Raw genomic sequence first — 18650 nt, forward strand, 5'->3', positions numbered from 1 at the left:
AAGGAGGAAAATCGAGAAAAATGTTTGAAGGAATTAGCGATAAGATTTCCAGTATTTTTGAGAAATTAATAGAGTTCTTATTTGAAAGTTTTCTAGGGCCATTCTTAGGACTAGATTCATTAGAAGGATTGATTTTTGGTAGACCAGAATCGATGAAGGATGAAACGGTTGTATGGGGTACATTTGCTGATTCGGATTTAGTAAATGCATTTAACCCATTGTACAATTCCATGACAATGATCGCTGGGTTTTTCTTCATAGCAGCAATCGCTCTTGGAGGAATACGTATAACAAGTTCGGCTTATAACCCTATTAGACGAAACGAGTTCATGGAATTCTGTAAAGAGTTAATTCTTGTTGGTATAGGTTTATTCTTTCTTCCAACCTTCTACGGCATACTATTTGAGTTAAATATGGGTATTGTTCAATTCTTTGATAGCATGACGGATTTCCAAACTTTAAATGCTGAATCAGATTTTAGTGAGTTTGAGGATGGAAGCGATGAGACGGGTATCCTAGGGAAAATTATCATTCAATTAATCCTACTCGGGTTAAGTTTATGGGCTAGTTTTTATTACATGATGCGTAGAATCACATTATTGATCCTATTATCAATGGGGCCGTTAATGCTAGTTTTCTGGATGGTACCTCAATTAAAATCAATGACTAGTGCATGGCTAAAAGAGTTATCAGGTAGTATATTCGTTCAATCTATTCATAGTTTTGTATTTTTCACAGTAGGGGTTATCTCCATGTCTTCAAGTGGATTACTAAGTACTATTATTGTTTACGTTGTCTTTATACCAATATCTGAATCTATTCGTGGCCTATTAGGAATGGGCGGTAACATGCAAGGTGGTTTATCGAAAGCTGGTGCCATGTTTGGTATGAGTGCTATCTCTGGAATGGTCGGTGCTGCGAAAGGCGCAATGCAAGACAAATCCGTTATGGGTGCTCTTAAAGGGATAAAAGACGGTGCAAAAGGTGGTAGCGAAGGTGGAGATATATCTGAAGGCTTAACTGGTGAAAATTTTGCAGATACCAAAGCCGCTAAGATGTTGAAGGCTGGCGATATAGTTAGCAAAATGGGAAAAGCCTCGATGGGTATGGCTGGAGCGATTGCTGGTTCTGGTCTCGGTCCTGTTGGTTCAATTGTGGGTGCTGAAATGGGATCGCAAATTGGTGGTTTAGCTGGAGGAATAACTGGACGCGTTGGTGCTGCCGGAGTGCTTGGAGTCGGAGATAAACTAAAAGATGCCAAAGAGTCAGTTAAAGACTTAAAAGCGTTACAAGGAAATGAAGATAATGTAATGGCGAATGCTATTGCTAATGAACAAGCGACAAATTGGGCGAATAACAACCGCGAAGCTGTTATGAACAAGTTGCGAGAAGACTTCCCAAATGCCACACCACAAGATATACAGAAGAAGTTTAATGATATTAAGGAACAAAAGACAGCAAACTTCATAGAAGATGCTAGTAAAGAGTGGGCTACTGCGAAAGAGGTCGCTGGTGATTTAGGAAATGCGACTAAATTAGTAAAAGCCTCTGCAAATTCAATGGCAAATAAATGGGCTAGTAATAACCGCGAACAATTCATGAATGACTATGATGCGAATAATCCAAAAGCCGCTGGCGAATCGGATAGTGTTTATAGTGCTCGTAAAGAACAAGCGTTTAGTAATCGTGTTGCTGAAATGAAAGATAAATTTATGCAAGATGGAAACCAATTCGCTCAAGCCAACATGGGTTCAAATGGACTGATTTCTCGTAAGAGTTTAGCGGAATCAATGGGCCAATCTGCTTCATTATATGCTAATGATGGAGATTCATCTAATTTAACCGAAGCGGCTACTTCGGGTATGGAACATGTTCAAGGTGCAGCATTGTTTAGTAAAAAAGGACGCCCCAATATGGGAGTACTTGCAAATAGCTTGGCTGTTGCTAAAACACAACAACAAGGAGAAAAATTTATTGTTGCACAAATGGGCAGTGGGTTATCACAAGAACAAGCACAACAACAGTGGTCAGCTAAACAAGAAGATGTCTTAAAAAATAATGTAGCTTCTTACAACTCTGGTAGTTTTACCGCGAGTATTGGTAAAGTACAACCGTTACCAAATAATGCTGTTCATGGTTTTGTACAATCCTCTGGCGCATTTTTAGCTGGTGCTACTGGATATAACAAAGTTGCTAAAGGTCTAGAAACTGTAAATGCGGGTCTTGCAGTGGGTAGTCAAGCATACCAAGTGAAGTTGCAAGAATCGGGCTTGAAAGCTCTACCGAGTGCGGTTGTAGGTGGTGTAGGTGCTGGTATTAACGGTATGTTAAATCAACGTATCCTACAACAAGGTGATACAGTACAGGCGCATCATAACTTATCAAATAATGCGGGATATACAGCTGGTGTGGTATTCGGTAGAACAGGAATGCAAAAAGCACATAAAGCAGTAAATACGATAGCTAATTCACGTTTTTCGCCATTATCGACAGGTATTCAAACTCAAATTTCATCTCCATCTGAAGTATTACAGATGGCACAAAAAGTTGTGGATGATAATGGAGTGGAGCAAATTGCTTCGGGTGCAATAAGACAAGTAATTACAAGAGATTCCTCTTATGTTCAAGTAAGAACAAATAGCGGAGAAATTCGTACTGTATCAAGAATTGGTGCGGGTAATGAATCCTTGAAAAAGGGTGAAACAATTTATCAAGATTTATCTTCAAATGATGGTATGACTCTAAATTCTTCAACTCCTGTAGGTAATAGTAAAGCAACCATGTATCGCATGGATAGTGGGGGCGCACGTATTCCAGTAAATAATCTTAGAAATCAACAAGATCCAATATCACTACTGGGGAACAGTTCTCATGCAGTTCATTCAGAAGTACCACGTAAAGAAACACCAGTACTTAACCAAAAAGTTGATATGGGTAACTTCTATGTAGAAGATTTAAAGAAAGCTAACATGAATAATATTCAAATGGTGATGGATAAAGGACGTTCATTTGTAACTGCTGAACAAGAAGGGGTTACATATCGTGTATCACCAATTATGCAAGGTGATGCTCGTTTTGCGAGTAATCAAACAGTATCAGTACCTTTAAGAGTTAATAAAGGGAGTTTGCAGCCAGCAGAAGCCATTTCGAAAGTTGCTGTCAATGCTCAATCAATGTATGCCGAGCAATCAACAGCTAAAACAAATACAGTTGTTCAAACTATTAATCTCTCTCGTGCAGACTCTGGAACACGCCAAGTGATTCAAAAGAATGTACAAGTATTAGGAGAAAATAGTGAGCCATTAGATTATAAACACTATGACAATCTTGATATTTCATCAATGATGAAATCAAAATATGTTGATAGAGCAGAACGTGGAGTTAATCGTCGTCGCCGTTCAGATATTGTACGAAGAAAACAAGGGATTCTAGGATAATCCTAGATTCCTTGTTTCTTTATTAAATATGGAGGTGACTATGTGACTAATAGAGATGAAGATTATCAACAACGAAATATAATTATTGACAAGGCAAAACAAAAAGCAAAAGAAAAAGCTCTGAAAAAAGGAGCAAAAGCAGTAAGGAAAGTTGCAAAAGTTGCTATTAAGGTAGCAATGAAGGCAATTGCAGTAGCAATGAAGACGATTATCACCTTATTATCAAGTGTGTCACTTCCATTTTTAATAGGTGCAGTACTTGTGCTATTTGCAATATTTATCATCTTTATTGCAACTACTCTTATTTTTAGTGAGGATAGTACGCTAACCGGTGAAGCCAAAGAGTTACAAGAATATATCATAAAACAAGCCAATTCAACGGTAGATATGAGGAAACCTGAACAAATACCTTATAAAGTACCCGAAGAATTAATTATTTCTGTCATGCAGATATATGAAAGTGAAGATCGGAAAGTATCGTCGAAAAAAGCAGTTGAGCATATAGCTGAAGCGCTAACTCCTGTATTTACTTATGAAGACTATACAGGGTATACAGAAACAGAAACAACTACTTGTAATGATGATGGATGTTCAACATCTACTTCTAAAAGTGAATTCCCCATTACATTGCTAACGCATGTGACCGCTTGGAACGGGGAAATGACTGCAGAAGTAGAGGAAACGATAAGTGATTGGACTACATCAAGTTCTAGTTCTACATACACAACCACAAATGCAGATGGTGTAGAAGAAACTCATACTGAAACGATAACAACTAAATCTCGGACGCATTCATATATTGCAAATGAGAACTTTGTAGAAGACTATACATACTTTGAATCAACATTAATGGACAGTCCATTTAATTATCGTGAAGATGATCTAACAATTGTAGAGATACTTTATCAAGCTGCTGGTGGAGTTATGAACTATACGGCAATGAAAGAAGGAATATCATTAGGCGACTTCGGAATAGGTATGAATGTTATTCCGGGTGCAGGAGTACCCGCTGAATACATGCAATATTATTTAGGCGCACAGAAGAAATACGGAGTTGATTGGTTTGTTCTTGCGGCAGTACATTTCACCGAGACCGGCTATTCAACCCATCCTACCATGGTTTCTTCTGTTGGCGCAGAAGGGCATGCTCAATTTATGAGATGTACTTGGTATGGGTGGAGTTATCCTGGATGCAAGGGTTCCAATGGACATGTGGAAATGCCAACCAAAGATTTATTTAACATTGCGGTCATTAAAAAATATGGTGGTCTTGGTATAGATGCGGATGGGAATGGTAAAGCATCGCCTTGGGAAATTGCAGATGCAATTTATACAATGGCATATTTATTAGCTAGGAATGGCTATAGTTCAGATGTGGAGGGTGCTATATGGCACTATAACCATTCTCCAGCATATGTAAACGGAGTAATGGCAAAAGCAAAAGAAATCAAGGAAGCGGCATCTTATGAAGCCAGTGGGGGCGAGATTCCGCCTAGTACAGTGAAGAATGGCTTTGTTCAACCGACAACAGGAACAATTACATCAGTTTGGGGTAATCGTTATTTAAATGGCGAACCAGATTTCCATGCAGCATTAGATATTTCAAATAAACGAGGTACTCCAATTGTCGCTATAGCAGATGGTACGGTTCTGAAAATGGGTTCTGGATGTCCGCAAGAAGGTAAGCCGGGAAGTAAATGCAATGACGGATGGGGTAACTATCTTTGGTTAAAACACACTGTAGATGGTAAAACCTATGAAGCTGTGTATGCTCATTTGTCGAAACATATTGTAAGCACTATAGGAGCAAAGGTTAAACAAGGACAAACAATTGCGTTAATGGGGAACTCAGGTAGTTCCACAGGACCCCATTTACACATAGAGATGCATACACCAGTAAGGATAAAATATAAAAATGTAATTAATCCATTATTATATCTTCCATTTGAAGCGAAGAAGTAGGTGATAAAGGTGGAACATGCGAAAAGGGATGTCTTTATTTTAATACTAGGTGTAAGTCTCGTGGTAGTTGGACTAGTTCTAGGTTTAACGGCCAGAGAACAAAAAATAGAATTGACGATGCAAAAAGAAAAAAGTGCTGAAAGTATTGAACTTTTAGCAGGCGTTCTTGATGATAGCCAATTAGATTATAATCTTGCAAATGAGTATATAATGAACCATTTACCTTATGAGATTGTTTCTTCTACATTGTACAGTCATTCTCACACTGCTAGTAAAGTAGAAGATGTCGAGTTAGCGAAGTATACAGTTGGTCAGTTATATAATGCAATTCGGAATAGAGATATTAATGATTTTTTAGCAGTTTTTCAAACTTCAAGTTATATAGAATATCTGAATAAGTTTGATTCTTATGAAGAGACATTATCTTCACTGGATCAATACTTTCAAAAGATATTAAAAGATGATACGTTGAGTACAATTAGCATGATGGAAGATAATGAAAATACTTACACACTTTATTTTAGCTATCAAGATGGTACAGAAATAGAAGTACCTGTCGGATTTGAATTGGAAAAGGATTCACATTCAAAAGCGGAATATGCTGTTATTCATACAGGTATAGATGAAGTATTTACTTATTTTAATTAGAGGGGACGGAATTAGCGTAATTATGCTGATTCCGTTTTTTGATTTCATGTTGCATTCCAATAAAGCTTGTTAAAGAATGACTCGTAAACTGCTTGAAATGAAAAACAATCCATTTTGAAAATAGATTGGTTAAAATGGATTGTTATAAAGACTTTGTTGTTTCACTTCCAGTTATATCTTTATACTGCTTAATTGTAGCGCGAGTAACCTCAGTTAAATTTTCGCCTAAAAGGATTTTTGGCTTTTCTAGTGAAGGGGCTTTGATTACCCCAATAAAAGCATGAGAACCTCTATATACCTCGAACTTAAATTTACTCGATTCTTGATAAAGCGCAGGATAGTCCCCCTTTTTAAGTATTTCATTTGAATACTTAAATTCATCCTTCGTTGGACGCCATAAAGGGTTATAATCAGGGTGAATTTCCCCGTATTTCTGAAGTTTTTCACTGAAAGTTTTATTTAGTCTGTTCGCTGATTTACGCTTGCCACTCCTTTTAATCATATCCCCACTTGAATAACTTAGATACTCTAATTCCACAGCTCTATTAAATCCATATGTCTTTATATCGTTTTTTAGATTATGAAATTCATCACTATCATTTGCTAATCTTTTTTTTAATTTACTATAACGAATCAAGTTAATAGTGGAATGTCAACACTAAACTGGACAATCTTTATAAGGACCTGTTCTTGAATTCCACTGGCGATAAATAACCTAGTGTTCCGTGAATTCGAATGTTATTGAACCAATGAACATAATCATTAAGTTCAAGAGCGAGCTGTTCAAGAGAAGCGAAGTGTGCTCCGTTTGCGAATTCGGTTTTAAATACTTTGAACATCGCTTCGGCCACGGCGTTATCATAGGGACAACCCTTCATACTTAATGATCTTTGAATCCCAAATGTTTCTAGTGCCTCTGAAATTAGTTTGTTATCAAACTCTTTTCCACGGTCTGTATGGAACATCTTGATGTTATGTAAATTCCCTTTAATGCTGGCTAATGCTTGATACACAAGGGCTGCTGTCTTATTAGGACCGGCACTGTGACCAATAATTTCACGGTTGAAAAGGTCGACAAATAAGCATACATAGTGCCATTTTTTCTCAACACGGACGTATGTTAAATCACTTACAACTACAGCTAATTGCTCTTCTTGTTTAAACTGACGATGTAACTCATTTTTGATGGGTGCTTCATTACAGGTTTGTTTATACGGCTTGTATTGTGCCACGGTATACTTTGATACCAGTCCTAATTGTTTCATGATTCGACCGATTCGACGTCTAGAAACTACCATCTTCTGCTTCTTTAATTCTACTTTTAGTTTACGAGTACCATAGTTACTACGGCTTTCTTTAAAGAGTCGTTCAATCTCGTTGGAAAGTTCTACTTCCTCTGTGTTATGTGCTTCTTTTTCACTCAAATTGGCATGATAATAGTATGTGCTTTTGGCGATGTTGAGGACGTTACACATTGCTGATATTGAATATTTGTGAGCGTTATTTCGAATCACATCTATTTTCGTCCCATGATCAGCGCTGCTTGCTTTAAAATGTCATTCTCCATCATTAAACGTTGATTTTCTTTACGTAATTTTATTAACTCATTTTCTTCATCAGTACGGTTCTCTTTCGCAGTGAAGGCCCCAGTTTCTTGATGGTTTTTAATCCAGCGATCTAATGCAGATGGCGTGATTTCATATTCTCTACAGATATCTGCACGAGACTTTCCATTTTCATAAAGCTTGACTAATTGAAGTTTAAATTCTGGTGTAAAAGTTCGACGTTGACGTGACATAGTAGCACGCTCCCTTAGGTTAGTATGTTAAGTCTACTAGCCCTTATAGTATCTGTCCAACTTAGTGTAGCCGATTCATAGTAAGTCGAATTGGGTATGGAGTATCCCCTGTATATTCATATTTAAAGTCTGTTTTCATTTCATGTAATAATAACTTATATGGTTCGGCAAACATTTCTCTCATAATCAAATTCCCGATATATGTAAAAAAACCAATAAATAATGCAAATGTACCTCTAATAATCCAGATCCAAAGACTATCCTCAAAAAAATTCAAAGAAAACATAAAGGATACAAGCACAGCTATTCCGACTGCGAAATAAGATAATATCGGGATGAATCCATATACAACACCTAACAAATAACTTAGGATTGCGGAGCACAATAGCATATAGTACCAGGCGGGTTGTTCTATATGATTTAAATTAAGTAGATACTTTAGAAGTATATAATTCTCGATTAAAATAGTAGATGCAACGATAAGGATTGACCATCCATCACCACCACCGTTTCCTCCGATTGGGCGAAGATCTTCTGCTAATACGTCATTTCCATTTTTATCTTGCAGTAAAACGAATCTCTTCAGAAAACTCACTCTCCAAATTCTATTCTTATTAATGCGCTACTATTTAATTAGCTCCTTATTATCAATAGTATACCAAAAATTACCCGACCATAAAAAAACTTCCAAAGTCCACTCTTGAAAAAAGTACTTTGGAAGTTTAATCTTCATATATTCAGTTCTCAAGCTTTAGCAAAGTATATATAATAAATAATCGAATAATATTGCTTTAAATGATTACTCCTTTTTAAATGCAATAATTAATAGGAGTTGTTAATGTGACAATCCCAAAACAAACTGTATTAGTAAAATGGAATCCGAGTAATAAGAATCATTATGTAGAAAAAGGGTATGAATTTACTGGTTATAATCGAGAATTTTGTGTAAATGTTTTTGATTTAACTAAAGCTTATTCTAAAGAGATAGTTATCATTTGTGATTATTGTCTGGCGGAATTTCAGAGAAATTATCGTAAAGTCGATTTTCTTAAGAAGCACTCATGTAAAAAATGTAACCATGGGAAAAAAGTTAAGAGTGTAGAGAAAAAGTTAAAGAAAACTTCATCAAACATAATTACGTTTTGTAAATTCTGTAATACGGAAATAACTAAAAAGAATTCTGAATTTAAAGGTCATAATCAACATTTTTGCTCTAGAAGTTGCATGGGGAAATATAAATTCAAATTTAATAACCCAAACCCTAAAAAAAAAAAATTGAAGTTGCTTGTGATCAATGCAGAAAACCTACAATGGAATTCCCATCAGTTGTTCAAAAAAATAAATGGCATTTCTGTAGTAGAGAATGTTATGCGGAATATAGAAGTAAGAATTTAAGAGGTGAAAATAATCCTTCATATCAAGGGTTGAGGGCTAAATGCGATAATTGTGGGGAAACAGTTCCGGTAATTTCATCGAAGCTTAAAAAAAATAAGAACATATTTTGTAGTAGTGAATGTTATGCAACTTATAGAAGTATTAATTATAGTGGAGAAAATCATAATCAATTTGGATTGAAGAAATCGCCTGAACAAATTGAAAAAATGCGTATCGCAACAGCAAAGAGAATAGCAAATGGGGAGATTCCAACTACTTCTACCTCGATTAATAACCTAATAAAAGAACTTTTAATCAAATTAGAAATTGAATTTAATGAAGAGAAGCAATTTAAATATTATGCCACGGATTTTTATTTACCAACTTTTAATAAAGTAATTGAAGTTATGGGAGATTATTGGCACGCTAATCCGAATAAATATCCAAATTATAGTAATTTAAATACTATCCAAAAGAAAGATATTGTAAGAGATAAAAGGAAGAGGACTTATTTATCGAAGTATTATAATATAGATATTCTTTATGTATGGGAAAATGAAGTAAATAATGAAATTAAACTGTGCGAAGAATTAATTAAGTTGTTCGTACAAGAAAATAAATTAATTAATTACAATAGTTTTAACTATTTTTTGAATTCAAAACAAGGAATTGAATTAAAAGAAATAACTGTAATTCCATATTTCGATTTATATTTTTCTGAACCTAGATAAACTTTGTGAAGGCTTGATTGTAGTAGAATTTCTTTTATATAAATCCACAATTTTAAAAAAATAATGCCAATAAGTTAAAGAAAAAACCACTATAATCAATAATTTATAGTGGTTCAACATTCTCTTTATTTAGTAATACTTTGTCACCTTTATAATCAAGTTCGTATGTCTTCCCACTTTTATATTCCTTTATGGAGGATATCTCACAAATTTTCGATTTAAGGTGAGGGAAATAATAGTTTAGGTACTGGTAAATCTCACAGTTCTCATCACTTGGATAAATAATCCTTACTTTTTGACCAATATGCAATTCCTCAATATTTTTAGAAGGGTAGTCTTCTTCATTTTGTTGAGTTTCCATTGGCTCCTCGATTACCTCTAATCTCCCCATAGGAGTGGGTGGTTCAGTACTTTTTTCTTCCAATATCTCTAGAAAAGAAATTTGTTCAAGCAAATGATCACTCCGTTGCTGCTTTCATTTAGTTTGATTAATCATATTTGTGATAAGCAAAAATGCTCTACCTAATAAATAATAAGTAATCATACATCATAAAAAGCATGTCGTTATTTTCGTTAATTCGCATATCTAAACGAACAATACTTGTTCCTAGCTCTAATAGTTGATATGTCACTTTAAATTCCTCCTAAAGCTTTTAATTAATTGTCTAAGTAATTCGGTATAGCGGGATGTTTGTTAATATCATCAAGAGTAAGTTCTTCACCTTTTTTCACACGTTTTAGATTTTCAGAGCCTAGATATTTTAAGATGGTTTTATACTGTGGCAATGTGTTATTGCTAGCAAATTCCTCCCATGCTCTTTTACCGCGCTTGAGAACTTCTTTATGTTCATTCACAACTTTAACTATCTCTTCAATCGTATAACTACCCCGATTACTATAGTTGGTATATCTCCTTATTACATCTAGTGGTATTCGATTTTTCATAAGAGTAAACTTCGGCAATCCTTCTTTATACGCATGTGCGTTCCATGTTCTTGCATCTGTAAAATAGGTACGATGTTCCTTTAGAATATCGACTAATTGTTCATAAGAATAGGTCTCTCTTCTGCCTACAGGCTGTGTATTCAAACCGATTGCTTGTTTAAATTCATTCCACGAGCCAAAAGTATGTATAACCGTTTGGTAATGTGGTAGAGGAATTTCATTCTGTTTATTAGAATAAAAATCGTTATACGATTTGGCAGACGTAAAAAGGTCCTTATATGGTTCTAGTTGCTTACAAATCAGTAGCTTGTTGACTTCTTGAGAAAGAACATCCATCTTAGCATCAGGTTCACTTATGGATTGAAATAGTTTATTGTTTGTCCACTCCGTTTTTATAATGCTTTGAACATCTAACCAGGTATTTACTTCTAAAACCTTTTTAATGTCTTGTGTAGGGGGTAAAATGCGTTTTTTATGGTCTAAAACATAGTTGTCCCACTTATTTTCAGAGCTCGTATGAGAAATGAAATTTAATAAGATTAGAATAGATTCATCACTTGTATAAGTAAATTTATTCATTAAACTTCCTCCTTGCGAGATTTACAGTTAGCGAGGTAATCCTTCGCCCACGATTGATTAAATGACGCACTTCGTTGTATATATTCAATTGCTAATTCTTTAAAATCAGGTGCTAATTTATATACATTAGGAACTTTCTCTAATTCGCGATAATAACTCGGATATGTTTCACCAGCAAGAAATCGTTTTTCCTCAATAGGGTAAGCAATTGGAAGTATATAAGCATACGCATGAGCGCGGTCAACTCTTGATTGAATACCAAATACCTTAATGGCACTCTTATAAAATTCATGAACAGATTCGCCATCTAATTGTACGTAATGAGTAAAAGTATCAACGTCCATGATCGTAGAATTAGGTCCCTCTTGAATCTTTAATGTAATCATTTCCGCTGCATAGTCCCAAGAAAAACTCAATGCAACTGCTGGCGCATAGTAATGTCCACGATATGCTTCATATTTATATTTCGAATACATTAAGAAATCTTTAAATAATGCTTCATAATTAAATGGTGAGACTTCTGGACGGTCATCACGAATAATTTTAGATGCAAACACTGGTACAGGATTATTTAATAGTAAATACCATTGTTTTTTAGTTTCTGAGAATGCGAAAACGTAATCTTTACTTTCTTCTAAGTGAAGCACCGCGCGGTTAAGAACTTTGACAGTTTCTTCATAAGATAAAGGACGAGCTTCTACTGGATCTTTTAAATTTGTTTGCTGAATAGCATAAAGTTCCGCTAATAAGGCACTCTCGCTTTTTAAAGGCACAATATTATTTTTATAAGTTGCCATCATCTGTACATCTTCTCTAACATGCTGACGTAAAGATTTTTGTGGTTTACTGACAATACCCATCGCTCGTAATGGAATGAATAGCGCATATAGTAATAATCCAATTGGGAACAACACGATTGCGAAAGCATAATGAATCGCATTTGGTCGCTCACTATCATAGTTCCCGAAAACGTTTAAGATTAAAATGATTAAGAACATTGGAATTGCAGTAATCACCGCTGCCAGAAACAAAATTAGAACAATAGTGGCTAAAACGTTAATAACCGTGAGGATGGACATATTTTCATTAAATAAGCCAGCATTTGAGAAAATATCTACCAATCCAATAGCTTTAAATAAAGAATAAAAGATAGTATCCCATTGCCAAATTATAAAGATTACTGAAAGGATACCGAAGATACCCGCAAGACCATTTTCTTTTTGCATATCGTACTGACGCTTTGCACCATATACCCAAAGTAATTCTGATAGCATATAAATCACTCTCTTTCTCTAGAAAATTATTATCAAACTACATATGTATATTGTTGCGGGGTAATAAATAATATAATGTTATATTTATAATTTACCCAAATTACAACATATAGTCAATTAAAAAAGTGTTTTATCGGGAATTTTTTAACACGACCACAACATCTTGTGTGTATTCATCCAATTTTCACAAGAAATACCGATATAAATAGTGAGGTAAAGGAGTAAATGGGAGAAATATAGTGTGAGTTTGCTAGAAGGAGAAGCGGTTTATGGAGAAAAAGCAAATAACTAAAAAGGAGTTTATAACCTTTATATTATTTTCAGGATTTATTTTAGTCATCATTATAGTGAGTGGATTTATCCAATCAAATGTTCAAGAACCAGAGCTTGTTTTAGTTGAGCTAATTGATAAGGAAGTAGTAGAGAATCAATCTATTTTTGTAATTGAACTAGTTCAAGACAAAGAGTTCAAACAGTATCGAGTTGATGTGAAGGAAGAGGTATTTGAGCAATACGGAGTGAACAGTATTTTAAATGGATACCTATATAAAGATACGTTTTATCTAGCAGGATTGAGTAAAGAAGAACCTTTTGATTTACAGGCACACAATTAGAAGTCTATGTATGCACATGAAACAACTTTGATGTATAATTGACATCAAAGTTATTAGTATAAGGAAGGTATACAATGAAGGATAATAAACCAATTATCGTTCGGTTTACTCCTGAGATATTCGAACAGTTGCTGTTATACAGTAAAGAATATGGTTTTACAACACATACACAAGCAGCTTTATTCTTGATTCGAGTAGGAATGCTCAAATATTCAGAAGTTGATCGAGCATTACAAGTACCAAAGTGTATAACGGAAGACCGCATATCTATTAAAGTAGTAGTTACAGATAAGTTTAATGAGATGATAAGTGAATTTGGTAAAAGACATTCTATTTCCTCTCGAAATGATACGTTAAATTGGTTAGTAGCTCTAGCCTTACATCATAGCAAAGGAAAGTGGGGCGGAAAGAATGACTGAACTAAAAGAAGTAAAAATAATGCTGCAGCAGGATAGTCTAGCAAATCAGACAAATAATTACGATGTGAAGTTAATTGAAGAGAACACTTGGTCACAAGATATAACAAAGTATAGTCTCATCACATTGGTAAAGGAAATACCAGAAAATCAAAACCAATGGATACATACGGTAATATTGAGTTCTCTTGTTTATGCAATGGTTTTTTCCTATCGATTAGCTGAAGACGTACTAAATCAATGGACCATCTTATCTGAAGCAATACAAATAATAGTAGCTCTCTTTGTTACGTTTACAATCTGGGTGGCCGTACGTCATGTAGTTAGATTCTACCGTTTAAAACAACGAATCTATCAGAAAAAGACAAAACCTCTCAATAAAAGTAAAAATCTACTTGATGTCTTTATTTACCTTCTTAGCATTTCAGGAGGGCTTGTTATTTCTTATACTTGGACCGAAATTGCTCAAGATTGGATCTTAGATGGAATGGCGCTTATAGGGGTAGGGTACGTTATTTTTTATGGTGTACTCTATAAATATTATGTTAGTTATATCATAAAGAATGTTGGATTTTTACTCCATCACATACAGTTTGATTTAAAAAATCAGGAAACGAAAAATGTGAATTTAAACCCTCATTATTAAAATTACTGTAATTGGTTGAGCTATAATTATTACTTAGTAAAATTTTACGTAGCAGTTATATAAACTTAATAAAATTTCTCACCCCAAATTTAATTTTAAAACTAAATAATTCATGAAATAGTCTTTAAGTTTATTAAAGAACCATTATTAAAACCGGGTTTTAATAAAAATAAGAAAGCATACTCTTCATATTTTCAAGAGTATGCTTTCTTATTTTAAGTGTTTTTCCCAATAATCTTTAAGTTGAATTAGCTTATCATATTCTGCATATCTCAACTCTTGATCAATCCATTTATTAAGTTCCTCTTTAATAGAAACATTTAATGGCTCAGACTGAGTTCTATGTTCTTGAATATAGTTGACCAAACCGTTTAAATTTCTAATTGAATTATCTAAGTATAAAACAAACTCATCGATATCAAATGAATCCTGTATTTCTGATTTCCAATCAATCTGTTCCTTTTTCGATAAAATACGGTTTGTCATTACATCATCTTCTTTCAGATTGAAAGGGGACATATAATGAGCAGTTTTCGGTATTTGATAACTTGTAGGGTTTACTTTAAATTTCAGTAGCTCATCTTTTTCTATTCGATAAAACGGAAATTTAGTTGCGTATTGGATTATCCAATCTCTAAGTTCTTCTGCGTCTTTAAATGCCTTATAATATGGATTTTTTGTATATAATACCTCAACCCATGATGGTAATAGAAAGTCGGAAAGACTCATTCTAGATGCCATTGAAAAATATACCGATGTCACATTCTCAAGAGTTGGAAATAATCGACCGCGCTCTATACTACTTACATTTCCTTGAGGTGTTAGATAAATCTTTTTAGCAGCTGTTTGCTGGCTAACTTGGGCTTTTACTCGTACTCTCTTTAAAAGGTTCGCCATTTTTTCGTGATTCTGTTGTTCTGTCATTTTAAAACCTTCCCAAAATTGCTTGTGTGTTCAAAATTATAATATTATAGTAAGTTTAACACGTTTTTCACATAAATAAAATTTTAAATTAGTCGCCAGTAAACTCTTAGATACGATTCTGCAAGATTTAATCATGAAACGCTCTTATGAGAAAATTGATAAGGAGTGATAGAATGTCAACAACACCAAACATAGCAATAATTAAAAATAATAAACTACTCATTAATGATGACATTTTAAAGACTATAAATGACAACGCAAAAGTCTTTAATATGGACAGGGAAGACTTAACTGTTTTAAATAATGCTTTTGCTGAAGGCATGGATATTCCACTCGCTATGGATAATAAAAGAGAAGTGTATGAGATTCGAAATAATAATGAATTAGCTGGTGCTATTATTTTAGTTCCTGAAGATGACCCAGTGGTTGGTAGTTGTATCGAGGTAGACATATTTGTATTTAAACAGTATCAAACATTAGGTATTGGAAAAAAAGCGATAGAACTATTAGTAAATTTAGGCCTAAACAAAACTCTTATTGCTAATATTTATCATAAAAATAAAGCAAAAGGAGGTTTAATATCAATACTTGAGCTGGCAAATTTCAAATATTTAGACTCAGATGATGAACTTGTCACTTACTACTATAAAGTAGGTAATGATACACTACAAACCCAAATTCAATTTAAAAAATAATGTTTAAGCCATTGAATGTACTCTTTACGTACAAACAATGGCTAATTATATATATTTAAACAAGCAAACTGTATGAGCCCAACTGCATACTATTAGTAATAAACATAGCTTTATAATTTTTAGAGAAAAAATAATGAGGGTAGGGAATCTGCATGAGCAATAGAGGGCATCATGGTTATTATAGAGGTGGTGGCGGCAATCCTACAATTGGATATATTGCATTTGGAATATTGGCATTTTGTGTTATAGCCGTTACAGGTGTATTTCGCAAGTAAAAATTGAGCCATTTATTAATTAAAAACTGAGCCACTTAAACCTGACTATTTTCCAACCATTCTTTTGTATCTAATATTCGATAAGATGGTCCTACCATGTCCACCATGTATGCTCGATGTGTTAGTCGGTCCGTTAAAGCTGCTGTTAAAACTGGATCATGAAATATTTCTTCCCATCGATCAAATGATAAATTACTCGTAACGATGGTGGATGCTCGTCCTGCCCGAAGGGAAAGATGAGTAAATAATAACTCGGCTCCTTCTTTATCAAAGGAGATATAACCTAATTCATCAATGATTACTAAATCATATTTTTCAAACTTCAGTTCAAATGAACGTAACGTTCTTTCAGAACGGCTTTCTTTTAACTGATTTACAAGGGATGACACCGTTGTAAAATACACCTTATAACCTGCTAAACAAGCTTCAATTCCTAAACCAATTGCTATATGTGTTTTACCTGTACCTGGTGATCCGATTAATAAAACGTTTTGTTTTTCTTGAATAAAGTCTAATTTCTTTAAATGTGGGAGGCGAGAGGCCGCATTTTGCGGTAATCTCTCAAACTCTAATTCAGTTAATAGTTTCTTTTCAGGGAAATTTGCAGATCGAATGCGATTCGCTTTTGCTCGCACTTCTCGATCTTCCATTTCTTGCACTAGTGCGTGATATAAGAAATCTTCTGCTGTCTGATATTGTTTCCACATATCATCTTCTTGAATAAATCCCCGAATGCTTGGTAATCGAAGTTCCTTACACATCTCAATCATTTCTTGTCTCTTATCCATTAGTGAAGCACCCCTGTCTTTTTCGTTTCAAATAACGCCGTTATGGCTGAAAGATTTTCGAGAGATTGGGTGGTGACTTCATTTTTGGAATGTACAGTTTTATGAATATATTCGCCTTGATTAGCTAAGAAAATAATCTTTTCTGTTGTTATTTGAACCATAGGGTTCTTCTCAAGTTGTTCAATCGCTGCTAAGACTTTTTCTAGATTTTTATTTTCTTTTAGATAAATAAGTAACTCTAGAAAATCTCGCTCATTTCCAATATAATAATCTTTGTATAATTTTTTTATTTTTGTTGGTGCTTGACTCAAACATTCACTTTGAGCCAATGCACCTTTTTTCTTTTCAAATGTACGTAAGTAATGATAAATGTCCATAATCCATTGATGGATTTGCCAACTTCGCTTATGTGTCGCGATACAGGCATTTTCACTGAAAATAAGAATTTTTTCCGCACTCGCTTTTACTTTCACCCATTCTCCAACATGTCCTTCTGGAACAGAATAACGATTTTGTCTATAAGTAATCGTGCTATATTTGTCCACTCTAAATTCATACAACTCAGAGGCATCAAATGGAATAATTTCTGTGCTTACATGCCTAGCTATACGCTCTTCTAGCATTAATTCATGGTGCGTTTGGTTTTTCTTATAATGCTTGCGAGAGTTTAATTTCATGATTACTTCTGTTAGATAAGCCTGAGCTTCTTCTAAACTTGCAAAAGTATCTCGATGGGCAAATGCTTTCCGGCGGATGTATTCTACACTTCGCTCCACATGCCCCTTCTGATTTCCTTTTCTCGGTTCACATAGTCGTATTTTAAAATGATAATGCATCGATAGATTTTTCATCCCATCGGTAATCTCACGTTCTGTCCCAATAAAATTCTTTACGACTGTCCGCATATTATCGTACGTAAAAACTTCTGGTACAAAGCCTAAATAGTCAATACATTTTACATGAGCATCTTGTACGCACACCATTGTTTCGGATTCATATAAATATGCAAATCTATCATTACTATATGGTAGGGTAAATACCGCCATTGAAAGAGATCGTAATGTTTGATCAATGAATAATTTTACTTCTCCCCAGTCAAATTCAATCTCATGACCAGCAGTTGCTTTTTGACGAATAAAGACTTCTTTTTGATGTTTCTCCTCACTATTTACAAAATTTCTTACAGTGGTATAACTAATTTCAAAACCTTCATCTAATAACTTTTCATGAATATCAATCATTTTTAGTTGTTGCTTGTGCATCTGATGTTGCCGTTTATAATCATTATCTTTTAACATTTTTCGAATACGTTTCATCACCGTAGGTGTTAAAGCACGTTTATTTCCTTTGCGTTTTTTATACGACGGAGGCGTTACATAGTTATCTGTAATAGGTAATTCTCGAATATCTTGTTTTCTTTTTTCAAGATCCTCTTGGATATACTTTTTTACAGTATTACGAGAAATCCCAAGCTCCTTGGCAATTTGACGTTGACTCTTATTTTCTTGATGAAAGGCAAGTAGTACCTTCTGTTTCTTCTCCAA

19 protein-coding genes are annotated in these 18650 nt (G+C 34.3%); 10 read left to right on the forward strand and 9 right to left on the reverse strand.

Annotation, left to right across the window (positions count from 1 at the left end; genetic code table 11):
• The first annotated feature begins 20 nt into the window (after positions 1–20).
• Genes LG296_RS20070 through LG296_RS20080 form a run of 3 tightly spaced genes read left to right on the forward strand, consistent with a single transcriptional unit; the run spans position 21 to position 6047 of the window.
• On the forward strand, positions 21–3437 hold the full coding sequence (locus LG296_RS20070; protein ID WP_107937477.1) for a hypothetical protein: 3417 nt from the start codon (positions 21–23) through the stop codon (positions 3435–3437).
• Positions 3438–3479: 42 nt separating this feature from the next.
• Positions 3480–5399: a peptidoglycan DD-metalloendopeptidase family protein gene (locus LG296_RS20075; protein WP_107937475.1), complete on the forward strand. Its 1920-nt coding sequence runs from the start codon at positions 3480–3482 to the stop codon at positions 5397–5399.
• Positions 5400–5408: 9 nt separating this feature from the next.
• Positions 5409–6047, forward strand: coding sequence for a hypothetical protein (locus tag LG296_RS20080; RefSeq protein ID WP_107937473.1), 639 nt, complete (start codon positions 5409–5411; stop codon positions 6045–6047).
• Positions 6048–6189: 142 nt separating this feature from the next.
• Here the strand turns inward: LG296_RS20080 and LG296_RS20085 are convergent, their stop codons facing one another.
• The 3 genes from LG296_RS20085 to LG296_RS20095 form a co-directional block, all read right to left on the reverse strand.
• Complete coding sequence (locus tag LG296_RS20085) at positions 6190–6684, reverse strand: hypothetical protein (protein WP_107937471.1); 495 nt, start codon at positions 6682–6684, stop codon at positions 6190–6192.
• Positions 6685–6721: 37 nt separating this feature from the next.
• A protein-coding gene (locus LG296_RS20090) for an IS3 family transposase (protein WP_404426987.1) occupies positions 6722–7845 on the reverse strand; the annotation gives its coding sequence in 2 pieces (ribosomal slippage) (positions 6722–7599 and positions 7599–7845; 1125 coding nt in all).
• A 61-nt stretch (positions 7846–7906) separates the two neighbouring features.
• Positions 7907–8440, reverse strand: a complete 534-nt coding sequence (locus tag LG296_RS20095) for a hypothetical protein (protein WP_107937840.1) — start codon at positions 8438–8440, stop codon at positions 7907–7909.
• Positions 8441–8685: 245 nt separating this feature from the next.
• On the opposite strand from LG296_RS20095, the gene LG296_RS20100 reads away from it, so the two are divergent.
• Both LG296_RS20100 and LG296_RS20105 read left to right on the forward strand, forming a co-directional pair.
• Positions 8686–9240: a hypothetical protein gene (locus tag LG296_RS20100; protein WP_107937841.1), complete on the forward strand. Its 555-nt coding sequence runs from the start codon at positions 8686–8688 to the stop codon at positions 9238–9240.
• Positions 9156–9950, forward strand: coding sequence for a hypothetical protein (locus LG296_RS20105; RefSeq protein WP_153062721.1), 795 nt, complete (start codon positions 9156–9158; stop codon positions 9948–9950). The genes LG296_RS20100 and LG296_RS20105 overlap by 85 nt, the downstream gene beginning before the upstream one ends.
• A gap of 103 nt (positions 9951–10053) precedes the next feature.
• On the opposite strand, the gene LG296_RS20110 is transcribed toward LG296_RS20105, so the two are convergent.
• The 3 genes from LG296_RS20110 to LG296_RS20120 all read right to left on the reverse strand — a co-directional run bounded on the left by LG296_RS20110 (position 10054) and on the right by LG296_RS20120 (position 12748).
• Positions 10054–10404 (reverse strand): hypothetical protein, encoded by a 351-nt coding sequence (locus LG296_RS20110; protein WP_107937843.1) that lies wholly within the window; start codon positions 10402–10404, stop codon positions 10054–10056.
• A 203-nt stretch (positions 10405–10607) separates the two neighbouring features.
• Positions 10608–11474 carry a hypothetical protein gene (locus tag LG296_RS20115; RefSeq protein ID WP_107937844.1) on the reverse strand — a complete coding sequence of 289 codons (867 nt, stop codon included), beginning with the start codon at positions 11472–11474 and terminating at the stop codon, positions 10608–10610.
• The gene (locus LG296_RS20120; protein WP_107937845.1) at positions 11474–12748 is read right to left on the reverse strand and encodes a hypothetical protein; all 1275 of its coding nucleotides are present in this window, start codon (positions 12746–12748) and stop codon (positions 11474–11476) included. Before LG296_RS20120 ends, LG296_RS20115 begins: the two co-directional genes overlap by 1 nt.
• A gap of 269 nt (positions 12749–13017) precedes the next feature.
• On the opposite strand from LG296_RS20120, the gene LG296_RS20125 reads away from it, so the two are divergent.
• From LG296_RS20125 to LG296_RS20135, 3 genes are all read left to right on the forward strand, one after another.
• The gene (locus LG296_RS20125) at positions 13018–13362 is read left to right on the forward strand and encodes a hypothetical protein (protein ID WP_107937846.1); all 345 of its coding nucleotides are present in this window, start codon (positions 13018–13020) and stop codon (positions 13360–13362) included.
• A 74-nt stretch (positions 13363–13436) separates the two neighbouring features.
• The gene (locus LG296_RS20130; RefSeq protein ID WP_107937847.1) at positions 13437–13781 is read left to right on the forward strand and encodes a hypothetical protein; all 345 of its coding nucleotides are present in this window, start codon (positions 13437–13439) and stop codon (positions 13779–13781) included.
• Entirely contained in the window at positions 13774–14424 is a 651-nt protein-coding gene (locus LG296_RS20135; RefSeq protein ID WP_107937848.1) for a hypothetical protein, read from the forward strand. The genes LG296_RS20130 and LG296_RS20135 overlap by 8 nt, the downstream gene beginning before the upstream one ends.
• Positions 14425–14634: 210 nt before the next feature.
• Here the strand turns inward: LG296_RS20135 and LG296_RS20140 are convergent, their stop codons facing one another.
• The gene (locus LG296_RS20140) at positions 14635–15348 is read right to left on the reverse strand and encodes a helix-turn-helix transcriptional regulator (RefSeq protein WP_107937849.1); all 714 of its coding nucleotides are present in this window, start codon (positions 15346–15348) and stop codon (positions 14635–14637) included.
• Between the two features lie 173 nt (positions 15349–15521).
• Here LG296_RS20140 and LG296_RS20145 point away from each other — a divergent pair, with 173 nt between their 5' ends.
• A complete protein-coding gene (locus LG296_RS20145) occupies positions 15522–16043 on the forward strand; it encodes a GNAT family N-acetyltransferase (RefSeq protein ID WP_193768085.1) in 522 nt (173 codons plus the stop codon).
• Positions 16044–16195: 152 nt separating this feature from the next.
• On the forward strand, positions 16196–16318 hold the full coding sequence (locus LG296_RS20150; protein ID WP_282433292.1) for a hypothetical protein: 123 nt from the start codon (positions 16196–16198) through the stop codon (positions 16316–16318).
• A 35-nt stretch (positions 16319–16353) separates the two neighbouring features.
• Here the strand turns inward: LG296_RS20150 and istB are convergent, their stop codons facing one another.
• Together istB and istA are read right to left on the reverse strand one after the other, a co-directional pair.
• On the reverse strand, positions 16354–17106 hold the full coding sequence (gene istB / locus LG296_RS20155) for an IS21-like element helper ATPase IstB (RefSeq protein WP_107937914.1): 753 nt from the start codon (positions 17104–17106) through the stop codon (positions 16354–16356).
• Positions 17106–18650, reverse strand: a complete 1545-nt coding sequence (gene istA / locus LG296_RS20160; protein ID WP_146223234.1) for an IS21 family transposase — start codon at positions 18648–18650, stop codon at positions 17106–17108. The genes istB and istA overlap by 1 nt, the downstream gene beginning before the upstream one ends.

This window comes from Ureibacillus chungkukjangi (assembly GCF_044795995.1).
GTDB lineage: Bacteria > Bacillota > Bacilli > Bacillales_A > Planococcaceae > Ureibacillus > Ureibacillus chungkukjangi.